Raw genomic sequence first — 22,368 nt, 5'->3', positions numbered from 1 at the left:
AGTATGCAGATTTGTATTCATGTCCAACAGTTTAAGCGAAACTGCTTACGACGAGATCCTCAAGAGAATATTGAGAGGAGATTACGCCCAGGGACAACTCCTCACAGAGGACAAGCTATGTAAGGATCTGAACATGAGCAGAACGCCAGTAAGGGAAGCACTCAAGATGCTGGAGTCCGAAGGAATAGTTAAGAAGATGAACAGATCCTACGCTGTAATATACATTACATCAGAAGAAGTGGAGAAGTTATACGAGGTCAGAATCCCGCTAGAGTCCGCAGCGAGCAGGTTGGCTGCGGTTCGGGCCAAGCAGGAGGACATTGCCGAGATGGAGGAGATACTAAATAAGGTGAAGGAGGAAACGTATAAGGAGAATCCAGATCCGTCGAGGTTAGCAGAGCTTAACGGCCAGTTCCATGACAGAGTTGCCATGGCCACGGAGAACCCTTTCATGTACTCCTACCTCAGGGAGATCAGATTGAAGTTGAGGGTGGTTAGGATTACGCTGTTTACCAGTTTCGATAGGAGAGTCGAGGAGCTTAGGGAGCATCAGGGTATATTGGACGCAATTAAGGCCAGGGATGCGGAGAGGGCATACGAAATGATGATAAGTCACGAGAATAACGTGCTAGAGTACCTAAAGGCTAAGGTCATACCCATCTTGCTGACGAGGAGATAGGACTGCGTGAAGTGATAGAGACTTGCAAGACTCATATAAATGAAGTAATGGATCTATCTCTTGAAGGCCCTGACTTCGCTAAACCATGCAAGGGAGTAAAACGTGTTAGAACCGTCCACATCCGTGAGGAGACGGAGATCATATCTAACTATCTTGGGCTAGTAGACTTGGATCGGTCCTGAACCCGACGTTCGAATAACGTTTTCGCCCTTGTCGACTCACCGTCATGAACTTAAGCCTCTTCCCGTCATATACTCCATGGAGTGCAGGGTTGCAATTGACGTTGGCGGAACCTTCACTGACTTCATAGTCCTAGTGAACGGGGAGATAGTCACGGTAAAGACTCTAACAAATCCAACGAGGCCCTCTCAAGTCATTAAGGACGTGCTATCCTCGCTTGGATGTGAGGTCACGGAGGTCGTTCACGCAACCACTCTCGCTACCAACGCCCTCCTGGGACAGGAGAAACTGGATCTCCCGAGGACGGCGCTCCTCACAACTAGGGGTTTCAGGGACGTGATAGAGATAGGGAGGCAGAATCGACCCCGTCTCTACGACCTCAACTTCGAGAAGCCTAGGCAACTGGTACCAAGGGAGTTGAGGGTTGAGGTTCAGGAGAGGGTTAACGCTCAGGGTAACATACTAGGAAAAGTTGAGGAGTCCGAGATCGAGGAGATCGCCCAGAACCTAAGGGAGAAAGGCGTTGAATCCGTCGCCGTGAGTTACCTTCACTCTTACCTTAACCCTACTAACGAGATCAGGACAGGGGAGGTCCTCTCACGTCACTTCAGGTTTGTGTCCCTTTCCTCGGAGGTCGCCCCAGAGCCGAGGGAGTATGAGAGGACCTCAACCACCGTGGTTAATGCAGTCCTCATGCCCCTGATCTCCTCGTATCTACAGGAACTCAACTTCCTCCCCTCCTTTCTAGTAATGTCAAGCTCAGGTGGTCTAGTTGACGTCGAGGAGGCCTCAAGGAAGCCTGTCCAGCTCGTGGAGTCTGGTCCAGCTGCAGGGGTAATAGCCTCAGCCTCCCTGTTCCCAGGTAACGTGATCAGCTTTGACATGGGCGGGACCACGGCAAAGGCTGGGGTCGTCATTGACGGAAATTTCGAGATCACGACCGAGTATGAGGTTGGTGGTGAGGTTCACCACGGCAGGGTGGTAAAGGGTAGCGGTTACCCCGTGAGGTTCCCCTTCGTGGACTTGGCAGAGGTCTCAGCTGGAGGAGGGACGGTGATCTGGAGAGACGACGCTGGGGCCTTAAGGGTTGGTCCCTTGAGTGCAGGGGCAGACCCAGGTCCCATGTGCTACGGAAGGGGAGGGGACAAGCCCACGGTGACGGACGCAAACCTCGTCCTGGGAAGGGTGGGGGAGGTGATCGGTGGAGGGATGAGGCTAAAACCCGAGTTAGCGAGGGAGGGGCTATCCAGGCTCGGCGGACTGGAAGACGTGAGTAGGGACGCCCTTGCCCTGGTAAACCTAGAGATGGCCAGGGCCATAAGGCTTGTCACGGTGGAGAGGGGTCTCGATCCCTCAAACTTCAGCCTTGTAGCCTTCGGTGGAGCTGGGCCACAGCACGCAGTTTACCTGGCAGAAGAACTGGGAATTTCCAAGGTGTTGATCCCGCCCTACCCCGGGCTGTTCAGTGCCCTAGGTCTCCTCCTGGCTGACTGGAGATTTGAGGCAAGGAAATCCTTTCCTAGGGACCTTGAGGCCGAGTTCGTGAAGCTGGAGAGGGAGCTCTACGACAGGTTGAAGGGGAAGGTGGATCACTTCCTCAGGTACGCAGACGTGAGGTACCAGGGCCAGGGCTGGGAGCTCACAGTCCCCGTGAATGACGTCAACGAGATCAGGCGAATCTTTGAGGAGAAGCACCTCTCCACCTACGGCTTCGTGATGAGCGATAGGGAGATTGAGGTCGTGTCCATAAGGGTGTTCGCGGTGAGAAGGAGGCCCCTTCCACAGCTCTCGGTTGTGTCGGGGCAGGGGGACACCCCAGTCACGAGGAGGAAGGCCCTCCTAGAGGACGAGTGGGGTGAAGTGGACGTATACGTGAAGGAGAAATTGAGGAGAGGGGTTAGGGTGAGAGGTCCCGCAATCATAGAGGAGTTCAGCTCGACCACGGTGGTCAAGGACGGATGGGAGGCCCTAGTAGACGAGTCCATAACCCTGGTGAGACCATGACCTCCTGGGAAATAGTGAGCAGGGCCCTCGAGTTCGTCGCGGAGGAGATGGGGGTAATGCTCAAGAGGTCTGCGATGTCTCCCAACATAAGGGAGAGGATGGATCACAGCTGCGCCATCGTGAACGAGAGGGGTGAGGTCGTGGTCCAGGCGGAGCACATCCCCGTCCACCTGGGATCGTTCAGCGTTGGGGTAAAGAACCTCCTGCAACAGGTTGAGCTCGAGGAAGGGGATATGGCGATCGTGAACGATCCCTATGTGTCGGGGACGCACCTCAACGACGTCATGGTGATTGCGCCATTACCCGGAGGACTGGGATACGTCGTGAATAAGGCACATCACGTTGACGTTGGAGGGCCCATGCCAGGAAGCCTCAACCCCTCAGCCTCCACACTGTATGAGGAGGGTTTCGTTATACCCCCACTCAAGTTGGTGAGAAAGGGGAAACTCAACGAGGATGTGGTGAAGATGATCAGGGAGAACTTTAAGGTCCCCGATACCTCACTTGGGGACCTGAACGCCCAGATCTCGGCTAACCTTGTGGGGATAGCCAGGGTGAAGCAACTGGTGGAGAAGTACGGCGTCACGCAGGTGGTCGAGGCGTGGACCACCTCAATGGAGTACGCAAGGAGGCTCACTCTGACAGAGCTGGCGAGGTGGCCCAAGGGGGCTGGGGAGGATGAGGACTACCTGGAACTTGACAGGTTAACCAGGATTAGGGTGAGGGTAGAGGTCAGCGACCAGGGAGTTTTGGCCGACTTCACGGGCACAGATCCCCAGGTTGAGTCCCCCTTCAACGCCGTGTACGGGGTCACGTTCTCCGCAGTTAGCTTCGTAATAAGGTCTCTCCTTGGAAAGGACGTTCCCACGAACGAGGGCTTCTACAGCGTGGTCAGGGTGAAGGCACCCGTGGGGACCCTAGTGAACCCCACGAAGCCGTCAGCCGTGGGGGGAGGAAACGTGGAAACCTCGCAGAGGATAGCCGACGTCACGTTCAAGGCCCTGTCTCACCTGATGCCCGTCCCCGCAGCCGGGTCCGGGACAATGATGAACATCATGATGGGAGGATTGAGGGGTAGGTACTGGGCCTACTACGAGACTGTGGGGGGAGGTACGGGGGCGAGGCCAGACCGCGACGGAGTCTCAGCGGTTCAGGTCAACATGACCAACACCTTGAACACACCGATTGAGATAGCGGAAAGGCAGTACCCCCTTCTCTTCACGGCGTACAGGGTGAGGGAGGGAAGCGGAGGAAGAGGGAGGTTCAAGGGAGGCGATGGGATAATTAGGGCCTTCAAGGTTCTAGACAGGACAAGGTTGTCAGTGATGGCTGAAAGGTTCCTTATCCCACCTTGGGGGCTATTGGGTGGTGGAAACGGGAAACCAGGGAGGGTGATGATCATGAGTGGAGGAGTTAGAAGGGAGATGCCCAGTAAGTTCTCAACCGTCCTAGAGCCAGGGGACGAAGTCGTGATAGAAACGCCAGGGGGTGGGGGACTAGGAAAAGAGGAGGAAACCTCGGAAGGCTAAGATTGAGAAGTCCATGAAAACATCATTTAATCTATGACGATCTCTCAGGAGACCTGGCCTATTTCCTTGTGGAGGGGAATTGCCCTTATCACCGGGTTCACGGTCACTTTGGTCATCCCGTATCTCGGAAGCATTCTGATGGCAACAAGTCTGTCCAAGCTATCAGGGGGATTGATTATATCCCTACTCCCTGTAGGCCTGTTACCAAGGAGACCGGTAACAACACCGTCGATGATGACCTTGAGATTGTTCGAGGATATTCTTTCTGGTGTCACCCATATCGATATCGTGAGCTTGTAATTCCCGACACCTCTAACTTGTCTGCGCACGATCTCAGCTATTTGGGCTTTCTTCTGCTTATCATTACCACTTGGTTGAACCTCTATGCTCAGTATGGGATCGCCCATCTCGTAGTGTTGAAAAGTGGAAGAATCATTTCTATAGAAGAGGTACTCCGCGAGGGCCTCCGGTCTGATAGGTTGAGGCATCTTCTCCAACACTGCCCCCCTCTTCAATGCCTCGTCGTACTTCCTCCCCTCATTCCTGTTTAGATTATAAGCAAGGAGATTGTCTAGGTCAGGTAATTTATTATCCTCCAATTTGGCAAGACAGTAGTGCACTTCCCCATGAAGTATTCCCTGAGAGCCAAGGGAGTGGATATAGTTAACCAATGTGTTCCTGGCAATGCCCACCTCGATGGAGCTTGGGTTCAAGCTGAGCATCTCTTGGAGCGAATGCATAACCCCAGACGTGAAGGTTATGCGCCTTTTGTCAGCAATCTCTCTTCGAGTGTTGGGATAGGGGATCGTCCTATCACCAATGGCATATACGAAATTCATCTATTCTATTATGAATATCACTCCTAAAAATTTTCACATGACAATCTCATACAAATCAAGACGAGAATCTCTCCATGTCTCTGATGACTTTTGTGTGAATCTTTCCAAGAATGCATCGAAAGAAGTGGATCTCATCCTTTCCCCTAGAGATAGATCTTCACCAATTCAACCCCTCAGGTCTATGCCTAGTTCGTTTATGTACTCCCCGATCTCTTCCCCCCTATGGACCCTCACCAGTACCTCGTCCTTCTCCCTAAATCTCTTAAACTGCCACACCTGAATATCCTTACCCTCATCTAGGAATTCGAGAAATTCAAGGGACTGGGTGGTTACGAACCATTGAGCCCGTGAAGCCCTCATAATCTCAATAAGTTTCACCATCAGCGTCTTATGTAGGTGATTTTCAACATTGTCATACACTACTACGTCAAGGGAGGAAGCCAGGAGGAGAAGTACCATGGACGAGATTCCGCCACCCAACATTGGCAGATAAAGCATCTTCTCCCTCTCATCCAGCAGGGCAATTTGATTTCTGCCCAGCTCATCGGGAACATAGCCTATGAAGTCGAGCCCCAGAACCCGCTTTATCTCCTCCTTTCCCTTGGCAAGTCCAGGGCTAACGCATGAGAGGAAGTTCCCATAGAATAGGCTGTTCATTGGATTTGGCGTGGAATAGGCCACAAAATCTATCTCCCTAGATCTCCCTTTCCTTGATACCTGAACCGAGTTTGAATTACCCGTGCTGGTTACCATCGAGTAGTATGCAATGAGGGTTTCCTCTCCTGAAGGGCCAGTAACCTTAAGTCCGCTGTACCTCAAGGGATGGCCAAAACTCGTGGGGAGCAATAACTTGAGTACCTCCTCACTATTGGCATTGCTCAGGGTCAAATCGTTCACGGTCATGGAAACCTCTTCACTGGCTAGATAATACAACCAGGAGTCGTCCATTCTCAGGGTGGGCAATAGCCCAACGACGTTGTTGGGTGACCTGGAGTAATGAAGTAACGCGGTGGACAGGGCCTCGAGAAATAACGTCTTAAGGCTCCCGTTAGATCCAGTTATTATGTTTATCTTTGAGGGTTTAAGTTCAACCTCCTTACCGTCCTCATTCACGAAGCTTACTCCCCTAATCTTCCTAATGATCACCTTCTCAACTGTGGGACCCTTAGTGGTGACTTTACCTCGCATGAAGAAGAACTGTACGCCTAGTTTTTATCCCTTCATGAGAACATGATGAGTGTGTCCAACAAGTCCAAGAACGAGCACAGGGAGGTTGGTTCTCATCCCCTCTTCCTTCTGCGCACTACCTGAATGGTATACTCTACTGGTTCCCAGGCCAACTCACATTGGAAAGTAAGGCAAGACGCATTTCTTAAAGATCTCCTCCAGGTCGCTCAATCGTTGTAAGGTTAAATCCTTACACACCTCTGCCTTCCTACCTTTGGCCTCCTCTTCGTTGACCTGAAGTAAATTTTCCATGTTCGGCATAACCACAAGCGAGTGTACACTAAACCCCCCAATTTTACACTTAACGTAAATGATCCGACACGTAACATCCGACCTCGGATCGGCATCCTCGCATCTTATCTTGTTACTGCAATCCTCATACTTATTCGAGTCGCAATCCAGCATGATCATCAGGTTTACTCTGTCTTTCACCCTAGAGAAATGTTGATTAATGGAATTCGTGAAGTTAGGAAGAGTTTTAGTGTACAATAGCTTGATGGACTCCTCCTGGCTAAACTGAAAAATGAAGTAGAATTTATCATCCTTAAAACGCACGCATTTCCTTCGGTTTTTTATGAAGAAGTCCTCAATAAACTGTTTTAATCTCATATCTTGCTCCGACAACCTCATAAAAAGGTTACTGTTGTCCTCACTTGGGTTATTATCACTTAACTTGAGCAGTGTTGTAAGGAATGCCTGGTCGCAATCTCCCTCAACAAACATAACGTAAAAATTCATAGTCCTCTCAGGTCCTCCCCAATGTCCTTGAGACGTATCATGACTTCCCTTCCGGGTATGGTCTCAACCCCGTTCAGATCCAGCCTAAACACGGTCATATCATCAATCGCCCTCTTGATTTCCAGCACGTCAACCAGTGCCTCGATAGTGTCCAAGCTATGGGTGGATATGAGAAGTTTTGCCCTCAGGTCCACTATCTGATCCAGGAAGGATCTCAACAATCCTGGATGAAGGTCATTCTCAGGCGTGTCCATAGCTATATACTCAGCGTTTCCTGAAATTAGTTCCTTCAAAAGCGCTCTCTTGGCACCGGAGCCTATTTGACTGATGGGTATGGGTTTACCCTTAATGATAAGGTACACTTGGTTTTCAACTACCCTCACATCCTCAATATCAAATTCCTTCATGTACTTTTTAAATGAAGTCAACACCTTAGTAAAGTATTTGTAATCATTTTTAATAGAGTTATTTATTATGTATGCAAGTGCCTTGGTGGAATAAAACATGTGATCGGTTACGAAATAGACGGGCGAGGGCTTAAGTTCGCTTAAACTGTCATTAATGTGTCTAAAGATGTTTATTGATCCCATATCTACCTCCACGTAGTGGCTAACCATCTGTTCTCCATGGCTAGCTAAGGCGTATGTGCTTGAGTACTCGGGATGCTCCACCTCTGGCATCTCCTCGACCAAAGCAGAAATCATGTACTTCAATGCATCAAGTACCTGTAATCCTTTTTCCTTCTCCTTTTCGTCAGAGATTTTCTTCCTAAGGATTTCATTCTCTAGCTCCTTCACTATTTCCACCTTCTTGTCGCCTAGGGTAACCTCCGCTTTTTTGGCTCCTAGTTTCACAAATTCAAGATAGTAGGGTATCTCCCTATTGAGCAATATTGACCTGAAAATCGATGAACCCAGCGAGTCAGTGAGATAGGGTGCAGAGGCTGCCAGTGCAAATGCCTCGAGGACAGTGGTCTTCCCCACGTTATTTTTCCCAACAATGACGTTGATCTTGTTTAGCTCAAGTTCAAGTGAACGGAACCGTCGAAAGTTTTTCAGGACCAGTTTCTCCATTAACTAAACCTTCATCCTCTTTACTAAAAATTCTTTGATGTGTTCCTGGAGGGACATGAGTTGGGAACAAGAATGATCGGTGAGAGTCTGCTTGAAGAGTTCAATGGGCTCGGGTGAGAGCATGAGTTACCCTTCATGAGGAGGTCAGGGTAAAACTCTCCTACTCATCCCTTCACCTTGATGTAGAGGTCGATCGGGTATCAGAGTTATTTAGATAGACGTAATCAGAAACGCGCACTCTCTAAGCTAAACCCTTAAGGTGTTCTTAGCATTTTTCACCTAGCACTTAACTAACCAGTATACCCTGACGTGGACAGTAAAGTCCTTAATCCGCACCTCCGTCATCAAAACAACCGTCTATAGTGCACGGTTACTGATCCAAGAGTCAGGACGAGTCCATCCCAACAACCATTTCCAGGCCTTCATCACCTTCACCACCTGCCCCTCCACCCTGACCTCCCCCTTCTCGTCGTAAGTGATCATGCTCGCCCTAACCCTCCTTATCCTTAGGAACTCCCTTATCCCCTCAATCTCCCTCTCGTCCCCCAGGGAATACGTAACCTGAAGTATCTCCCTAATCTCGTTCCTGTCCTTCACCACGAAGTCGACCTCCCTCCTCCCCCTGTAATAGAACACGTTTCCGAGGCCGTGCCTCCTCATCAACTCCACGAAGACCAGGTTCTCGAGGAGGCTCCCTAGGTTCTCGTTGAGCCTGTGCCCAACCACGTTGAAGATCCCGTTGTCCACACAGTACACCTTCCTCTCAGCCTTGACCATCTCACTCAGGCAAGGGCTGATGGCCTTCATGAAGAAGACCAGGTAAGCGTTCGTCAGGCACTCCGTGTACCTTTGGAGGTTCCTGAGAGGTATCCCCATTGACCTTGAAAGGCGCCTGAAACCAACCCTGTTCCCTACGTTTGAGACGTAGAAGAGGGCGAGGTCGCCTATCTCACCCACGTTCCTCACCCCGCACTCCAGGACCGCGTCCCTGTGCACTATGTCGTCGTAGAGCTGAGCCAGTATCCTCTCCCTGTTCCCCGGGTTGAGGGCAACGAGGGGAAAGCCACCGAACCTCAGGTACTCATCAAAGAGAGCCTTGATCTCAGCCTCCCTCGCAACCAGGTCCAGCTCCGTGAAGACGTTGACGTTCCTGAACCTCAGGAACTCTCGGAAGGATAGCGGAAAGACCTCAACCGTTAGGTGCCTTCCCGCTAGGGAACGCCTTACAGCCTGGTTTAGTCTCGCGGTTGACCCTGAGACGGTCACGTAGGCCTCCTTCCTGTCCACGATGAAGCGAACGAAACCCTCCCATCCCTCAACACTCTGGATCTCGTCGAGGAAAAGGTATGGCCTTCCTTGTAACTGTCCCCTAACCTCTTGATAGAGGCCGTACAGTGAGAAGAGGTGGTTCGCGGTCCTTATCTTCTGGAACCTGGGTCCTCGAAGTTCACGATGAGAATGTTTAGCGGGTTGACTCCCGAGTCCACGAGCCTCTTCACTACCTGAGTTATGATTGTGGACTTACCAGCCCTCTTAACTCCGAGGATCGTGATCGCCTCCCCCGTGCTGAGCAGGTCAAGAACTTGGCCCGAGTACTCTCGCTGGATCCCAGTGAACTAATCCCTGTACCAGAGGTTCCAGTCTACCATGGCCCTCAGTAGTAAATCCCTGTTCACGAATGAATCGGGTTCGCGATCCTATTAAACTTGACTCGTAATATGAGTCAGTTTAAGGTAAACTTGACTCGTAATATGAGTCAAAAACGCTGAGACGAACGCAGGATAGATTTTCGTCTGCCACCCTAAACTCGCTTGATTAGAGGCACACGGTAAAATGGTTAGGCGTGGATGTAGAAGAGTTTAAGGAGAGCTATCTTACAGTCGTTACCGCATTCACCTTTTTCAAGGCATTTGACTAATTCATCCCATAGCTTCATAATCTCAGACAAACCCTGTGACCGTGAGATATCACGCCAATGCATAGCAACCAATTTTGCCTTATCTAGCCTTTTCTCGGTAATAAGTTTGAGAACCTCAACGAAGGATAAAAGAGGATTTCTAATGAACACCGCAGCCTCAATGATCTCGCGGGGATTTTCAATATCATTCAATAACTTACTTAAAGTATCCCTATTTCTTCCCTCATCCGTAGAGATGATGAGATGCTTCAACATTGGATTTTCCTTTGTTTCGATGAGTTTGTAACATAGTGTGCGATTATCGACATCCTCTATTAATTGACAAATCTCTGTACATTTACCATTCATCTCGAGACATTGCAAAACTATGTTGTATGGTGGAGGTGCCTCTTGCACTATGTTTTTTCTCCTTACCTCGTAAAAATCCTCAAAATATGTTTCGTTGATACTTATTAACCCAGCCACTAATGACCAATAGACTGGTATCTTAGTTAAGAATCGACGATATTTTCTGTACACCTCCTTCAACTTGCCCAAGTTATTTGCTGCGAAGAGCGACACTAAGTAGTTAGCAAGAGTTTGTGTAATTTCCTTTCTTTCCGTATTTACGAATCCTTTGGCTGATACTTCCTCCCAAAGCTCACTAAACTCCTTCATGGCATCCTCCACATCACCAGCTACAAATTTTAAACGAGCCCTTAAACCACAACTGCCAGCCACTCTACTTGCAAACCCTATTTCTCTGATAAGGTCCTTCGCAGTGTCACATGCCATATTAGCGTAATCTAAGGCGAGCCTCAGATCCTTGGAACTTTTCACAAGCGCTGCATGGTGATAAACAATGACTCTCAAGGTCTTCAATTCTACATCGATGGATTGACTTTTCTCCATTAGTGGGGCCTTTAATCTTAGTGCGTCCTCTAGTTCCCTAACCAACTCATCCCCTCTCCAGCCAGCTTCGAGTTCTGCGTGTCAGTGTAGTAGAGAAATACCCTGACGTCCTTACAATCCTGTCTGAACTTCTCCATTGCTTTATAAAGAGCACTTAGCTCCGCAGACGCCTGGGGCCCTCTTTGTTCATGTATTCCACCAGTTTTTCCTTGAGGTTCTGAAAATTCCTTTCTATGATCTTCTGCTTAGTATCGTTAAAACTTAAAGAATACCAGCCCTCAAGACCATACTGTTGTATTACATCACGGTGACCTTTTTCATAATTTCTTAGTAGAGACGTGCCCACTGCCGATACATGAATTATCTTACATTTAGGTTCCATAGATTTTACGGCTATGATAATACTATTTAAGTCTTATCTAGTACCTGAACCTGCTAATCGGTTTATAGTTGGGATGAAAGGGGTCACATCACAGGAGCTTAGCTCATGGTAATCAATATGTAAATGACTATACATGTGTATCGTCTGAATTTAACCTTGTGAATTATATATTTGCTTCACAAAATTTACCCTAGACAATTTGATCCATAAAGACGCTTCACGTTGCGTGAACCATGTAGGTCCCGTAGGGAAGTGGACTTTCTCAAGTCATTGGAGAGTCACAACTCGAAGTGGGCAATCAAGTCATGATTATGCATCTTATCTCCGAATATCATCTTAGCGGATACGATCTGAACCCTACGCTATTGGTGGCAACCCCGCGATTCAGTCGCGTGATCCCTACACTTGGGGTCCCCTCTCAGAATACTGAGTTTCGGGATCACAACCTTGGAGATAATATTCTGTTTAAGTTCAGCTGTAGTAAAAACGTGAATATTCCTTCCTCCTGTCCTTGATAATCGTGTCACGGAATAAGCTCAAATATACCGAATTCAAGTTTATGAAAGAAGGTAATGTTGACGTGAACCACGACCTCAAGGAACTACCACGCTCTTCACACTTTCCCTCGTCTGCCTTTAAACCTGTTCCAGCTTCTTCATTCGCCGCCTCAATCTAGTCTTTTTCTTCAAATAAAGCGGATAGCTTTCTCGCAATGAAAGTCTTTCTATTCCACGCACCTAGGGGTTCAGTGACCATTCTATCCCCTCTCGACCACCTTGAAGTGAACCTCCCCTAGCCCAATCCCCCTACTCCGCCCAATCCCAAGGAAGGAGGCAACTTCAAGGTACTTAGCCGCACTTTCCTTCAGCTTCCCCACGACGTCAAACTCTATCCAACCCTTCACTCCCCTCGTTAGCCTTAATCTGCCCTTCTCATCTTCCCCAATCACGACAGTCTCGGGATAAAGCCTATACCCCACCACGCGGGACAGGGCATTCGCCATAACCAGGAGCTTAAAGGTCTTTATGTCGTTCTCGTAGCTGTCGGTCTTCCCGAGGAGGGCGAGGTACTGCCTATACCCATATGCGACAATGAGACCGGGGGTTGGGATCAGCGAGAAACCAATCTTCTTCCTCCTGTACTTATCCCTAAGGAAGGGAGGGAGGTAAATCTTAGAGGAAAGGAGGGCTGGAGTCAGGAAGGACACCCTGAGATTCCCTCTCGTCGAGGTCGAGGGAGTCTCATCTAGGACAGACACCTCCTTCAGGGAAATCTCGTACTCACCGTAAACCGTCTTCACCCTCCCTCCCCCTACGTTAAAGGCCTCCTTCGAGAAGGGGAAAGTGACCGAACCCGTTAACCTTGTTTTCGCCTTCACTGTGATCGGCTCTCCCCTGGAGTAAAGCCTCTTCCCATCTAGGGCAAGGTTGGAGATGAAGATGGGCTTCTGCTTATCCTTCGACCTAACGAGCTCCTCGAGGAACGGAAGAACCTGTTGAGAAAGGACCAGGTATTTCAACACCTTTGAGGACAGGGGTGGCAGAACCACGTCGTGAAGGGGCGTCACGTTGAAGGTCATTTTCATGAGTTGCATAAATTGACATGTCAAGCGCGGATAATAAGAGCACTTGGGTGGGGTGTGAAGGGCCAAGTCTCTGTGCATGAGGTAGATCAAGAGGTTCATCAATAAGCGTGATAGCCTGGTTATTGATTTTCTAAGCATGGGCCCAAGACCATAACGTGAGGGGAGTCGTCCAACTATGGGACATGCCCAAACATGTCTGAAGTTCGGTCCTTTCCATCCACTAGTAATCCTGGTTAGAGGTAGTTCACACATGTTCAATACGAAGATATGAAGGGAAACGACGTTACCCCAAAAACTTCACCTCAAGTAAGCTTGAGACCCATCGCCAGAAGGCCCATAACCGCTTATAAGAACCGAGATTGATCCTCTCAATAACGGGAGTCATCAGGTTCAGAGTCATTTTAAATTATTTTTATTGTCTCTCTAGAGGAAAACTGTAATTGAAATTCCCCTAAAGTGGTCAGGTTCGGCTACCACTTTTCCCGTGAAAGTGGTCAGAAAACGATAATACTTTCCTTGGCTAACTTTACCCATGAGAGTTGAGGACTTCAAGGCGGTGATTGCTGAATTCCTTAACTCGGAGATACCCAAGACCACGGATAGGGAGACCAGGTTGCCCCTCGACACAAACTACGTGATCACGTTGACCGGTGGAAGAAGGGTTGGGAAGACCTACATCCTCTACAACACCATGTCCAGGTTAGTTGCCGAGGGCAAGGCCTCCAAGGACGAGATAGTTTACGTGGATTTCGAACACCCTAGGTTGAGGAACTTAAGTGCCGTTGACCTCGACGATATGTTGACTGCCTTCTACGAGTTAACAGGGAAGAAGCCAAGGTATCTCTTCCTCGATGAGATACAGACCGTGAAGGATTACGGGAGTTGGTTCAGGAGGAGGCTTGACGCCAAGGTTTTCCTGACGGGGTCCTCCTCTGCGTTGACTCCCCCCAGAATAGCCGAGGAGCTTAGGGGAAGGAGCTTAAACTTCGAGGTCTTCCCTCTCTCCTTCAGGGAATACCTGTCCTTTCTAGGGGTCAACGTGAACACCGAGATCGCGTTTTACACAGAGGAGAAGGGGAGGATCTTATCTCTGTTGAGGGAGTACCTCAGGTATGGCGGATATCCAGCGGTGGTCCTTGAGAGGGACCCAGGTCTCAAGAAGATGCTGTTACGATCCTACTTCGACTCCGTCGTGGTGAGGGACCTGAACGAGAGGTATGCCGAAACCTTTGCCTCCTACATCGTGTCAAATTACTCGTCGCTGATCTCGTACAATAGGGTTTACAACTACCTGAAAACCCTGGGTTTCAAGGCAAGTAAGGAGAAGGTGATCGAACTCTTTCGCAGGGGGGAGGAGGCATACTTCCTGTTCGAGGTGGAGGTGTTTGAAAGGAGCGAGACTAAGAGGAAGGTGAATCCCAGGAAGGTCTACATCGTGGACACAGGTTATTCTTACGCCTTGGGGTACGACTCTGTGTCTAAGGCAATGGAGAACGCGGTCTACCTCCAGTTGAGGAGGGAGGGGAAGGAGGTGTATTACTGGAGATCTGAGGACGCGGAGGTGGATTTTGTGGTGAGTGAGAAAATGGAACCCAAGGAGCTCATACAGGTGACCTACGCCGAGGACAAGATAGAGGAGAGGGAGGTGAAGGCGTTAAGGAGGGCTGAAAGGGAGATCAACGCGGAAAGGTCCACGATCATAACCTGGAGCTACCACGGGAGGGTCAACGGTTATCAGGCAGTTCCACTCTGGTATTGGTTACTACGAGGAGAGAGATAGGTAGTTAGTGCCATAATACAATCACTAGGTTACAGATTCCAGATTAGACCATGTTTCTACAGAACGAGCCCTACCAAGTCATCACATCAAGCTTTCATTCACCGCCCTGGTGACACTCTTGGTTTATCTCGAAGAGGCGAATGAGAAGCTTCGATGGGGTTGGGGTGGGGTGATCGTATGCTTAGGTAGGAGGAAGTACAGGTTGTAATCGTCATCTATCCATGTCTCCTTTTCGAGTGAACCCATTCCCGTTACACCCTGAGCTTTTCCTCATTCTCCTGTCGCAACCAGCCACTCTCTAGGAAACTCCTGCAATTCCTGGAATGCCCCTGCTTCCCCATAGACTTACCCTTCTTGGTCATGTGATTCCTACCGCAGGAAGATCTCCCTGTAAACGGGTTTTCTTTACTCTTCCCCATAGAGGTTCGTTTTACGAGTTCTTTACCCACCTGGCACCGTGGACTTAATCAATTCAAGAGCAAAACATAAAATACAAAAGTAATAACAAATCTAGGGGAACAAAATCATACTCATCGTTAAAAACGCCACAATCAAGAGAAAGGGTTCAGACATCATCGTGGAGTGGGGAACAAAATCTACTGAAATTTCTACACATGAGCTAGAACTATTAATAATTATAGGAAGTAATGTAGTATTCTCCTCGTCAGTACTTCTTTTCCTCTCGTCAGTAAGTGTTCCGGTTATAATAAACGGAAAAACCCACGATTCGATCCTAGTCTCACCATTTCTAAACACCATAAGCGAAATCAGACAAAAACAATATTTAATGAACGATCATGATAAACTCTACTTAGCCAAAAAATTCATAGAAGGAAAGATCCTTAGCATGAACAATCTAATGAAATATCTCTCATACCTAAGAAAAATCGAGATAAATCCCGTAAAAATCAACTTCGATGGAGTCTCCGACATAGACACGCTAAGGATGAGGGAGGCGGAAATGAGTAAGAAAGCGTGGGAAGAAATTTCAAAATTCTTCGAAAATTTCAGCGGAAGAAAACCAAGAAACAACGACCCAATAAACAGGGCCATAGATTACGCATACTCCATAGTTTACGGCCTATGCACGCACGCGTTGATAGCGGTAGGATTTGACCCATACTTCGGAGTAATGCACAAGAACATGGCAGGAAGAGTGTCGTTGACATATGACTTTTCCGAAATGTTCAAACCAATAGGAATACATGCAGTCTTCGCAACAAAAAACCTAACCCTAGATAACAAGGGTTATCTCGCCAAAGACTCAGCATTAACCCTAACCAAACATCTCTATGAAATTATTATAAAAAAGAAAGTCAAAATAGCAATATATAGAAAAGCCAACGAATTGAGAAAATTCGTAACAGAAAATAAAGACTTTACACCATACGCATACAAACCGTATTGAGATCGTACGTGCGCAGTAGCATGAAACCAACTGGCTATTTAATTGCGTGAGTTGATTGAGACACTCGCCTAGGCATCTCATGAGTTACTCACGATCTTACAAGTGATTCAGATTAGATAGAGCCTTCTTTAATTCAGCTCTACCCTTTGTAAATCCTGATGAACTCACCAAGTCTTCGATACACATAATGGAATTTACATAATATCATAGATATTTAGTTATTTGTATATTTTATTAAAATTTTATTGACTTCATTCACAATTTTTCTTACTATTACTATTTTTAGGTAATGTATAGGCTAACCATATGAAGGCGTAAGAAAGAATACAAAACTTTCTGAAAGAGAATGAAAACTAGGAGCAATACGTCTTCTAACTTAGTTCACTTTTTAAGTATTTAAGCCTCAACCGAGGTGCTAGCCCGTTGAGTCTGGACATACTCTAAAAAGTTTTTAACGGTTATCGAAGGTAAGATTCCTTTCAATCTGCGTTTAGTGTGAAACGTTAAGTTAAGCTGACTTAACGGAGAGTCGGTTTTATAAACAGGTAAAACAACGTTATTTTTGATGAACAAAAGGATCAGTAATGACGAGAAGAAACTAAAAGTTAGTACCAATCTGGGCATTACTAGCATTTACAATGTAATGACGAGAAGAAACTAAAAGAAGACAGAGATGAAAGAGAGGATTCCTTATGCCATGTAATGACGAGAAGAAACTAAAAGCTATCAATTTACCGCTAATGTACTATTAATATATCTGTAATGACGAGAAGAAACTAAAAGGGTCATTCCAGGTCTCAGAGTCAGCGGGTTTAAGGTAATGACGAGAAGAAACTAAAAGAAGTAGGGAGATCTACCCTAGGCTTAAACGGTATTTGGTAATGACGAGAAGAAACTAAAAGTGCATAAGTCAAAAAAGTCGCAATATTTACATTGGTAATGACGAGAAGAAACTAAAAGATTTGTGCAATATAACTATGCGTATAAGTAATTAGCAGTAATGACGAGAAGAAACTAAAAGTACGCAGCGTCAAACCAAGCAGAGGCTAATTTTGCGTAATGACGAGAAGAAACTAAAAGTGTTCGGCGGTACGTGGCCCAACTACGTCCCACAAGGTAATGACGAGAAGAAACTAAAAGTAATTTGGAGGAGAGACATTCGTGAAGGAGGCAAAGTAATGACGAGAAGAAACTAAAAGGTTGGGTCCTCGGCCTCCTCGGCAGCAGCGCTTGGGTAATGACGAGAAGAAACTAAAAGCTTCGTATTGGCAGCGCAATTCGTAACTGGAGCGGTAATGACGAGAAGAAACTAAAAGCTTGTCCTAGACTTAGGATCTTAACTCGACCTCCTGTAATGACGAGAAGAAACTAAAAGAATCTTCCTCTACTTTGAAAGTAACGACTTTCATTGTAATGACGAGAAGAAACTAAAAGCAGGGTATTTTTCAAATATGTCCCTGAGGCCTTTGTAATGACGAGAAGAAACTAAAAGACTAAAGACATATAAACTTTGCTCATCCATGAGTTGTAATGACGAGAAGAAACTAAAAGTATAGGACTTCTCATGATACCGCGGGAAACTACTGTAATGACGAGAAGAAACTAAAAGGTTCCTCTTCTGGATGTACTCAGAGACGAGGGCCGTGTAATGACGAGAAGAAACTAAAAGATGTGATGCAGGGTTATAGCTATGCGGGTCTATTCCAGTAATGACGAGAAGAAACTAAAAGATGTATAGGTAGACGTTGCTGAAGTTCATTGACGGGGTAATGACGAGAAGAAACTAAAAGAGCATCTGCTCGTTCGCTGTTTGGGCGTCGTTGCTGGTAATGACGAGAAGAAACTAAAAGCTGGCCCGGGTTCAGAGTGTAAGTCTTTCCGTTGTAATGACGAGAAGAAACTAAAAGAGGGCTGGTGTCCTTCATCACATAGTGTACAGTAGCGTAATGACGAGAAGAAACTAAAAGTTCACATGAGCGAAAACAGGTGGATCTTGACGTTCTCGTAATGACGAGAAGAAACTAAAAGACCGCATTAAACGCCTTCCAATTTTGGGTGAAGCGTAATGACGAGAAGAAACTAAAAGAGGGAGAATGCGTTCAAGATCGTTGCATCCGAGGGAGTGTAATGACGAGAAGAAACTAAAAGTCGCTTTCTGTCACGATATTTGCGGAAGCGTTACTGTAATGACGAGAAGAAACTAAAAGTTACTCGGCATTTTTACCACGATTGTGGGGCGTTGTAATGACGAGAAGAAACTAAAAGTTATCTACAATAATATAGGCATAGCCAAACCAACGTAATGACGAGAAGAAACTAAAAGATGTCTCTATGTATCTTTATCTCGTCTTGCTTTTCGTAATGACGAGAAGAAACTAAAAGCACGGTACCCCATTCCATACTCTAGAGAATGTACCTGTAATGACGAGAAGAAACTAAAAGCAAGCCAGATTTTGAGAAACAAGTACTCGACTTTGTAATGACGAGAAGAAACTAAAAGTTAACCACAACCTGACTATTCTCACTGGCATTTCTGTAATGACGAGAAGAAACTAAAAGTCCTCATATACATCCTCCCCTATGTTCGCGAAATGTAATGACGAGAAGAAACTAAAAGCTCATATTCTTCGCTGAGCCTATTATCACATCATGTAATGACGAGAAGAAACTAAAAGTTTCTCATGCTTTAGCAGGGCACGGGCGTAATAAGTAATGACGAGAAGAAACTAAAATTTCTACTAGATTTTCTAAAGTTCTTATGGACACGTAATGACGAGAAGAAACTAAAATAAGAAAAGCGAGAAAAAATGGTTGTCGTAATCAAGTAATGACGAGAAGAAACTAAAATCTGTGGGATAGAACTATTTCGCGACGTCATACGGAGTAATGACGAGAAGAAACTAAAATCAAGATAACGGATCTAACTCTCACCATTCATCATCGTAATGACGAGAAGAAACTAAAATTGCATGGGGGATTTCACACCTTCGCGGTGTTACTTTAGTAATGACGAGAAGAAACTAAAATGATCCTGAACCTTGGGGTGCACTCATTTCTCTTCAGTAATGACGAGAAGAAACTAAAATCGAGTCTCCTCTGTTCAAACAAGGGAATTCTCAGAGTAATGACGAGAAGAAACTAAAACTTATTGCAAGGAAGAAACTCAAACCACTCAAAAAGTAATGACGAGAAGAAACTAAAACTCTGAATACCTATTCTCGCATCTCCCTCTCTCACGTAATAAGGGTAATGACGAGGAGAGACTAAAACCTAGGATCCTACCTAGATGGCCTCGATTTCGCCATGTAATGACGAGAAGAGACTAAAACATCGCGGCACATGCAGTTGCACCAGCTATGATCGTGGAGTAATGACGAGAAGAGACTAAAACTTCAACACTAATTCTCGAGGTGAAAGAAAACGGAATGTAATGACGAGGAGAGACTAAAATACAGCAACTGCTTAGTTGATGCATTTGGCAACATCGTGTAATGACGAGGAGAGACTAAAACTGGGAGGTTAAACTGGACAGGGATGGCCCTAAGTTGTAATCACGAGGAGAGACTAAAATGTAAAACGTATTCTGTACATATGATTATCACTATGTAATGACGAGGAGAGACTAAAACTACAGGGCTTTCCTCTACGACGATGCTTACAGAATGTAATAACGAGGAGAGACTAAAAGCCTGCTCCACCCACCGCTTCCTTCCCTGCTTATCTGTAATGACGAGAAGAAACTAAAACTTACTGAAATGGTCGGCGGTTATGTGCTAGTAGGTGGTAATGACAAGAAGAAACTAATACAAAAAGGACGACGGCAAGTTAGTCAACCGCAAGTTATAATGATGAGAAGAAACTAAAACCGTACACTCTCTCGACCTCGGATCTGCAATGTAGGTGAAGCACCCTTAGTATCACATCTTCTTCCTGGGACAACGCGTTAAGTGAGACAAATAGGTTCTTAAACATCAACGACGTTTTATGCAGCCTGGTCTTCTCTCCTGTTCTCCCTGGGAAGCTCGTACCATTGCTTAAACGCGTGGGAGACACATCTCCTACTGTTTACGAGGTTTAGTACTTTCCTTAATCCCTATTATTCCTCTTCTCATGGAACAATGTGGGTATTACGTGACTTTGAGGTTAACCCTCCAAAAACTCCACAAATTACTAGTTTCTATCAAATATCTAATAAAAACTTTATATTTAAATGAATAGCGCTAATGCTATGAACCTTTCCCCTCTATTAGTGTACACTGGTAACGCCGATTCGTAAGTCGAGACTAGTTCAGCCATCCTCCTTTCGTTCTCCCATTCTCCTGGTTTCTCAAAGCATGATTTTTTGATTAAGATAACGTAAGATTCTCCCAATTCTCCCAATTCTCCCAAGTAAATTTGCTGTCTTTGGCTTCTGAAAACCAGTCTGGGCTTATATTTATAGAAAAGATCGATTGGAATTAATTCGCACGTTTTAACTTCAACTGCTGAAACCTCAATGTATGGTGACTCTTTCACTGGTTTTTGTAAGTTGAAGCATTGACCATTAAGATCATACTCAAAGTTTCTTAATAGGGTAAAGAATTCATCGTCATGATCTGAGTTGCATATTTTTCCTTGTATTCCGCCTGGTCTTAGGGAAAACACCTTGAAGTAATCATCTGCTGATGGTTTCAATTTAAGGTTGACTTTGGGTACGTTTTCAATTATTGATTTCACAAAATCTTTTCCTTGTTCGATTGCGTAAATTATTTCTACTGCACTGAAGATTGCTTTTTCCCTCCCTCTTGAGAATGTAAGTTGATCCAACTGATCGTCAACTCTTTTATCGTATATTTTCCTGATTAAATCTAAGAAGGTTTCGTAATCTATTGTCTTCTGGTCATAATTTGATAATTCTCTTGCCCTATACTTGTTCTCCAAGAATATGTGAACTTCTGCGCTTCCTTCCCCTTTCCTTCCAAATCTACCGAATCTTTGAATTAAAGTCTCAGCATCGTGAGCAAAAATATATCCCATATCAAGATTCGGTATGTCCACTCCAAAGGACAAAGCTTGATTTCCTATAATTATTTTTTGGTTTTCTATTTTGTCTGTCTTTACGCAATTTCCGTAATCTTTCTGTAATCCCCAGACTAATGCTGGCTTTTCTTCCCAATTTTTCTGGCAAAGTTGTGAGAGGTAATAGACTCTATCTAGTATTATCGCAGTTTGTTTTTCGACTTTTTGCGAAACGTTATTTACTAATTCTTCTTGTGGATTTCTTGTAACTAAATGGAAAACTATTTTAGTTTTTTTCTTTATTTTGCTCCCTTCTTTTGAAGTCTTTACTTCTAATTTTTCTCCTTCCATATTAGTTGGAGTTGCAGATGAAAATATTATTGGCTTCGTAATTGGGTTATTTTTATTCAAGAAATCGTATGCCCTTATCAGAGCGTTTAAAGACGATCTGGAAATTCCAGAGTATAAGTGAAATTCATCAATGAACCAGTAACCGTTAAATATTCTAGCAAATAAGTTAGATACTGGAGAAATTGCTTGTTTCGGAATATAATCCAATTTATCGATCGCCTCCTCAGTTGAGTATTTTGTGGTAGCTTCGAAGATTTGTGAGACTATTCCAGATAGTCCTAATTTTGTTAAGAATAAGTAAGGATATTCTGGGACAGTTAATATTAGTAGATTCTTTCCCCAGAGTTGGTTTACTTTAGTAAATACTTCATCCTTTGTTTTGCTCGTTAACATTGCTAAGTAAAATTCTGCTTTCTTCCTTTCAGTTCTTTCATTTTTTACTTCAAATTCTCCCTTGATATGATAGAAATTGCTCTCTCCATCTATTTCAAAATTCATAGTCCTTAGGGTATTTAGCACTGATTTTCCTTGATCGTAAACCAAAACTCTTGAAGGATACATTCCAACAACAGGTAATCTATTGTCCAAGGCGTCAATGAGCATGATAAGGAGAGAGAAAGTTTTCCCAGAACCAGTGGGCGCTTTTATTACTATTTTATTTGTCCCTCCTTTTTTACTACCCTCTTTTATTATGTTATAGAGAACTTCTTGGAATTTTCTTAATCTTATCCCGTTTATTTCGGTTCTCCCTTCCTCCAAGAAGGTTTCTTCCAAAAAGATTTCCAT

The 22,368-nt window shown here is 45.7% G+C and carries 16 protein-coding genes and 1 CRISPR repeat array; of the genes, 5 read left to right on the top strand and 11 right to left on the bottom strand.

The window, feature by feature from the left end; genetic code table 11:
• The first annotated feature begins 19 nt into the window (after window positions 1-19).
• From ACI49J_RS05715 to ACI49J_RS05705, 3 genes are all read left to right on the top strand, one after another.
• The gene (locus tag ACI49J_RS05715) at window positions 20-679 is read left to right on the top strand and encodes a GntR family transcriptional regulator (RefSeq protein ID WP_240255647.1); all 660 of its coding nucleotides are present in this window, start codon (window positions 20-22) and stop codon (window positions 677-679) included.
• A 258-nt stretch (window positions 680-937) separates the two neighbouring features.
• Window positions 938-2,863: a hydantoinase/oxoprolinase family protein gene (locus tag ACI49J_RS05710; protein WP_240255649.1), complete on the top strand. Its 1,926-nt coding sequence runs from the start codon at window positions 938-940 to the stop codon at window positions 2,861-2,863.
• Entirely contained in the window at window positions 2,860-4,392 is a 1,533-nt protein-coding gene (locus ACI49J_RS05705; protein WP_240255651.1) for a hydantoinase B/oxoprolinase family protein, read from the top strand. Before ACI49J_RS05710 ends, ACI49J_RS05705 begins: the two co-directional genes overlap by 4 nt.
• Before the next feature lie 44 nt (window positions 4,393-4,436).
• Here the strand turns inward: ACI49J_RS05705 and ACI49J_RS05700 are convergent, their stop codons facing one another.
• The 10 genes from ACI49J_RS05700 to cas6 form a co-directional block, all read right to left on the bottom strand.
• Complete coding sequence (locus tag ACI49J_RS05700; protein WP_240255653.1) at window positions 4,437-5,231, bottom strand: hypothetical protein; 795 nt, start codon at window positions 5,229-5,231, stop codon at window positions 4,437-4,439.
• Between the two features lie 165 nt (window positions 5,232-5,396).
• Complete coding sequence (locus ACI49J_RS05695) at window positions 5,397-6,419, bottom strand: hypothetical protein (protein WP_240255655.1); 1,023 nt, start codon at window positions 6,417-6,419, stop codon at window positions 5,397-5,399.
• Between the two features lie 153 nt (window positions 6,420-6,572).
• Window positions 6,573-7,196 carry a hypothetical protein gene (locus ACI49J_RS05690; RefSeq protein WP_240255657.1) on the bottom strand — a complete coding sequence of 208 codons (624 nt, stop codon included), beginning with the start codon at window positions 7,194-7,196 and terminating at the stop codon, window positions 6,573-6,575.
• A complete protein-coding gene (locus tag ACI49J_RS05685) occupies window positions 7,193-8,269 on the bottom strand; it encodes an ATP/GTP-binding protein (protein WP_240255659.1) in 1,077 nt (358 codons plus the stop codon). The genes ACI49J_RS05690 and ACI49J_RS05685 overlap by 4 nt, the downstream gene beginning before the upstream one ends.
• 357 nt (window positions 8,270-8,626) lie before the next feature.
• Window positions 8,627-9,664 (bottom strand): ATP-binding protein, encoded by a 1,038-nt coding sequence (locus ACI49J_RS05680; RefSeq protein WP_342781130.1) that lies wholly within the window; start codon window positions 9,662-9,664, stop codon window positions 8,627-8,629.
• A gap of 23 nt (window positions 9,665-9,687) precedes the next feature.
• On the bottom strand, window positions 9,688-9,780 hold the full coding sequence (locus ACI49J_RS05675) for a hypothetical protein (protein ID WP_342781129.1): 93 nt from the start codon (window positions 9,778-9,780) through the stop codon (window positions 9,688-9,690).
• 326 nt (window positions 9,781-10,106) lie between these two features.
• Complete coding sequence (locus ACI49J_RS05670; protein WP_240255661.1) at window positions 10,107-11,123, bottom strand: hypothetical protein; 1,017 nt, start codon at window positions 11,121-11,123, stop codon at window positions 10,107-10,109.
• The gene (locus ACI49J_RS05665; RefSeq protein WP_240255662.1) at window positions 11,108-11,215 is read right to left on the bottom strand and encodes a hypothetical protein; all 108 of its coding nucleotides are present in this window, start codon (window positions 11,213-11,215) and stop codon (window positions 11,108-11,110) included. The genes ACI49J_RS05670 and ACI49J_RS05665 overlap by 16 nt, the downstream gene beginning before the upstream one ends.
• 17 nt (window positions 11,216-11,232) lie before the next feature.
• Window positions 11,233-11,460: a hypothetical protein gene (locus tag ACI49J_RS05660; protein WP_240255664.1), complete on the bottom strand. Its 228-nt coding sequence runs from the start codon at window positions 11,458-11,460 to the stop codon at window positions 11,233-11,235.
• Between the two features lie 757 nt (window positions 11,461-12,217).
• Complete coding sequence (gene cas6 / locus ACI49J_RS05655) at window positions 12,218-13,054, bottom strand: CRISPR system precrRNA processing endoribonuclease RAMP protein Cas6 (protein WP_240255666.1); 837 nt, start codon at window positions 13,052-13,054, stop codon at window positions 12,218-12,220.
• 523 nt (window positions 13,055-13,577) lie between these two features.
• Between cas6 and ACI49J_RS05650 the strand changes: the two genes are divergently transcribed.
• Together ACI49J_RS05650 and cas1 are read left to right on the top strand one after the other, a co-directional pair.
• Entirely contained in the window at window positions 13,578-14,825 is a 1,248-nt protein-coding gene (locus tag ACI49J_RS05650; RefSeq protein WP_240255668.1) for an ATP-binding protein, read from the top strand.
• Between the two features lie 577 nt (window positions 14,826-15,402).
• Window positions 15,403-16,233 (top strand): CRISPR-associated endonuclease Cas1, encoded by an 831-nt coding sequence (gene cas1, locus ACI49J_RS05645; protein WP_240255671.1) that lies wholly within the window; start codon window positions 15,403-15,405, stop codon window positions 16,231-16,233.
• Between the two features lie 581 nt (window positions 16,234-16,814).
• Window positions 16,815-20,099: direct repeats of the CRISPR family, unit length 24 nt; unit sequence GTAATGACGAGAAGAAACTAAAAG.
• Between the two features lie 340 nt (window positions 20,100-20,439).
• On the opposite strand, the gene ACI49J_RS05640 is transcribed toward cas1, so the two are convergent.
• The gene (locus ACI49J_RS05640; protein ID WP_240253469.1) at window positions 20,440-22,368 is read right to left on the bottom strand and encodes a DEAD/DEAH box helicase; all 1,929 of its coding nucleotides are present in this window, start codon (window positions 22,366-22,368) and stop codon (window positions 20,440-20,442) included.

Source organism: Metallosphaera sp. D4-4 (assembly GCF_046245145.1).
Classification (GTDB): domain Archaea; phylum Thermoproteota; class Thermoprotei_A; order Sulfolobales; family Sulfolobaceae; genus Metallosphaera; species Metallosphaera sedula.
Note: the sequence above shows the minus strand (reverse complement) of the source record. Positions and strands in the feature narration are given on the sequence as shown.

Coding starts and splice junctions, on each gene's coding strand:
- ACI49J_RS05715 (WP_240255647.1), top strand. CDS start 20: ATGTCCAACAGTTTAAGCGAAACTGCTTACGACGAGATCCTCAAGAGA.
- ACI49J_RS05710 (WP_240255649.1), top strand. CDS start 938: ATGGAGTGCAGGGTTGCAATTGACGTTGGCGGAACCTTCACTGACTTC.
- ACI49J_RS05705 (WP_240255651.1), top strand. CDS start 2,860: ATGACCTCCTGGGAAATAGTGAGCAGGGCCCTCGAGTTCGTCGCGGAG.
- ACI49J_RS05700 (WP_240255653.1), bottom strand. CDS start 5,231: ATGAATTTCGTATATGCCATTGGTGATAGGACGATCCCCTATCCCAAC.
- ACI49J_RS05695 (WP_240255655.1), bottom strand. CDS start 6,419: ATGCGAGGTAAAGTCACCACTAAGGGTCCCACAGTTGAGAAGGTGATC.
- ACI49J_RS05690 (WP_240255657.1), bottom strand. CDS start 7,196: ATGAATTTTTACGTTATGTTTGTTGAGGGAGATTGCGACCAGGCATTC.
- ACI49J_RS05685 (WP_240255659.1), bottom strand. CDS start 8,269: ATGGAGAAACTGGTCCTGAAAAACTTTCGACGGTTCCGTTCACTTGAA.
- ACI49J_RS05665 (WP_240255662.1), bottom strand. CDS start 11,215: ATGGAGAAGTTCAGACAGGATTGTAAGGACGTCAGGGTATTTCTCTAC.
- ACI49J_RS05660 (WP_240255664.1), bottom strand. CDS start 11,460: ATGGAACCTAAATGTAAGATAATTCATGTATCGGCAGTGGGCACGTCT.
- cas6 (WP_240255666.1), bottom strand. CDS start 13,054: ATGCAACTCATGAAAATGACCTTCAACGTGACGCCCCTTCACGACGTG.
- ACI49J_RS05650 (WP_240255668.1), top strand. CDS start 13,578: ATGAGAGTTGAGGACTTCAAGGCGGTGATTGCTGAATTCCTTAACTCG.
- ACI49J_RS05640 (WP_240253469.1), bottom strand. CDS start 22,368: ATGGAAATCTTTTTGGAAGAAACCTTCTTGGAGGAAGGGAGAACCGAA.